Source organism: Streptacidiphilus neutrinimicus (assembly GCF_000787815.1).
GTDB lineage: Bacteria > Actinomycetota > Actinomycetes > Streptomycetales > Streptomycetaceae > Streptacidiphilus > Streptacidiphilus neutrinimicus.
Genome location: NZ_BBPO01000039.1, coordinates 75,950 through 78,110, shown reverse-complemented (window position 1 = coordinate 78,110; position 2,161 = coordinate 75,950). Strand labels below are relative to the sequence as shown.

Annotated in this window: 3 protein-coding genes; 1 reads left to right on the top strand and 2 read right to left on the bottom strand. The window is 65.0% G+C overall.

The window, feature by feature from the left end; all coding sequences use genetic code 11:
* The first annotated feature begins 214 nt into the window (after positions 1 to 214).
* On the top strand, positions 215 to 1,054 hold the full coding sequence (locus TR48_RS23680; RefSeq protein ID WP_042370623.1) for an IS5 family transposase: 840 nt from the start codon (positions 215 to 217) through the stop codon (positions 1,052 to 1,054).
* On the opposite strand, the gene TR48_RS23675 is transcribed toward TR48_RS23680, so the two are convergent.
* Positions 1,002 to 1,430 (bottom strand): HAD family hydrolase, encoded by a 429-nt coding sequence (locus TR48_RS23675; protein ID WP_052442935.1) that lies wholly within the window; start codon positions 1,428 to 1,430, stop codon positions 1,002 to 1,004. The genes TR48_RS23680 and TR48_RS23675 overlap by 53 nt on opposite strands.
* Positions 1,431 to 1,512: 82 nt before the next feature.
* The coding region (locus tag TR48_RS23670; protein ID WP_042370621.1) for a GntR family transcriptional regulator at positions 1,513 to 2,161 on the bottom strand (649 nt) is incomplete at its 5' end.

The following is a 2,161-nucleotide window of genomic DNA, read 5'->3' as shown; positions in this document are numbered from 1 at the left end:
TTAGAGAGTCTTGTTCCGATAAATGGCTTTCATTCGCGCCGTCTTTGTACAGCTATGCCTGAAGCGAGTGCTCTGCGCCCGCCTTGCCTGCCAAAGCAGGCGCCCGACTCATCCGCTTCCAGCCCTGGAAGTCCGTCTGGTTTGAAGAAGTCATAGAACCGCCCACAGGGCGGCGGAACGACATCGTCCGCCATGGGCATGGCAAGACCGTGCCGTGAGCGCGCGCAAGCCGTACCCCAGCGACCTGTCCGATGCCCGATGGGCCCTGATCGAGCCGAAACTGACGGCATGGAGGAAAGCCCGACTCGACCGCCGGCCCACCGGAAAGCCAGCGAAGGTCGAACTGCGCGACGTGTTCAACGCGATCCTCTACGTCAACCGCACCGGAATCCCCTGGAAGTACCTCCCGCACGACTTCCCCAACCACGGCACCGTCTACGCCTACTACGCCGCCTGGCGCGACGAGGGCATCTTCGCCGAACTCAACTACGACCTCACCGGCCTCGCCCGCGTGAAGGAAGGCCGCAAGCCCGAACCGACCGCGTCCGTGATCGACACCCAGAGCATCAAGACCTCCACCAACGTGCCCCTGACCAGCCAGGGAACCGACGCCGCCAAGAAAATCGTCGGCCGCAAACGCGGCATCCTCACCGACACGATCGGGCTCATCCTGGCCGTGACCGTCACCGCCGCGAGCCTGTCCGAGAACGCGCTCGGAATGCACCTCCTCAACCAGGCCAAGAAGACCTACCCGAGCATCACCAAAAGCTGGGTCGACACCGGCTTCAAGAACGCCGTCATCGAGCACGGCGCCGGCCTCGGCATCGACGTCGAAGTCGTCCACCGAAAGTCCGACGTCCGCGGATTTCACGTCGTAAAAAGGCGCTGGGTAGTCGAACGCAGTCTTGGTTGGATCATGTTGCGCCGGCGCCTCGCCCGCGACTACGAAACCCTCCCCGCCAGCTCCGAAGCCATGATCCACATCGCCTCAATCGACAACCTCACCAAGCGCATAACGGACGAGACCACACCAACCTGGCGAGGAACTTACTAGGACACAAAGGGCAATCTGCCCACTTCAAATGCCCTCTCAGGTCCTTCCGGATCCCCGCGGCCCGCGCCTGCCGCGCGACCGCAAGGACCGGGTAGGCGGGGAAGGCGTCGTGGAGGTATCGGGCCATCAGGTTCTCCGGCGCGATGCCGATCAGCTCGGCGCAACCGATGTTCCAGTCCGCCTGGCTGATCAAGCCGAGCTCAAGGCGCTGGAAGAGCTCCTGCCCTTTCGGATCGGCCCAGCCACGCAGGAAGGTTCCGCGGGAGAGCCTTTCCCGGTCCTCGAAGAACGAGATCACCTCGACCATGTTGGCGGTCAGGACCCCGAAGAAGTCCAGGATCAGACCCGAGAACCTGGGTTTGCTGGTCGTCACCATGGGCCCAAGGCTACGGTCCTGTCAGCCATTTGATCACCCTGTTAGCGGGTTCTGCGCGGGTCTCCAGCAGTAGGAGCGATGGTCACAAGGTCGGGCCGCTGCTCAGCGGGATCTCGTAGGCGACCTCCCATCCGTCATCCGGGACGAGGATGTCGGCGGTCTCGACCGGGGAACCCGCATCGTTGTAGTAGGTGCGCTCGATCAAGGTCGCTTGGGTTCCAACCGCCAGGCCGAGCAGCTCGGCCTGGTCCTTGTTGAGTCGCGTCGGTCGCGGAACCTCGACGGCGCGGACGACGGTAACGCCGATGTGCGCCATGCGCGCGACCACTCCGGCGCCGGCCAGCGGTCCGCCTTCGGGCAGGACCACCACGGTACCGGAGGTGATGGCCATCGGTTCCCAGCTGGTGGAGAGCATGACGGGCTGGCGGTCGGCGAAGAATTCGTAGTCGGTCCGCACGCACAGGTCGTCCTCGGCGATGCCGAGACGGGCGGCGATGTGGGCGGGTGCGGGGGTCTTGGCGGCACTGTTGGACTCCCAGTCGCCGGCCATTCCGAGCGAGGCCATCTCGGAGCGGAACGGGCTGGTGGCGTACTGCTCGCGGGCCCAGCTGCGCAGCATCCGGCGGCGCTGGCGTGGGGCGCGTACGTAGGTTCCGGATCCGGCGCGGCCTTCGAGCAGGCCTTGGGCGATGAGCAGTTCCTGAGCGCGGCGAATGACGTTCTCCCCGACG

Coding starts and splice junctions, on each gene's coding strand:
- TR48_RS23675 (WP_052442935.1), bottom strand. CDS start 1,430: ATGGTGACGACCAGCAAACCCAGGTTCTCGGGTCTGATCCTGGACTTC.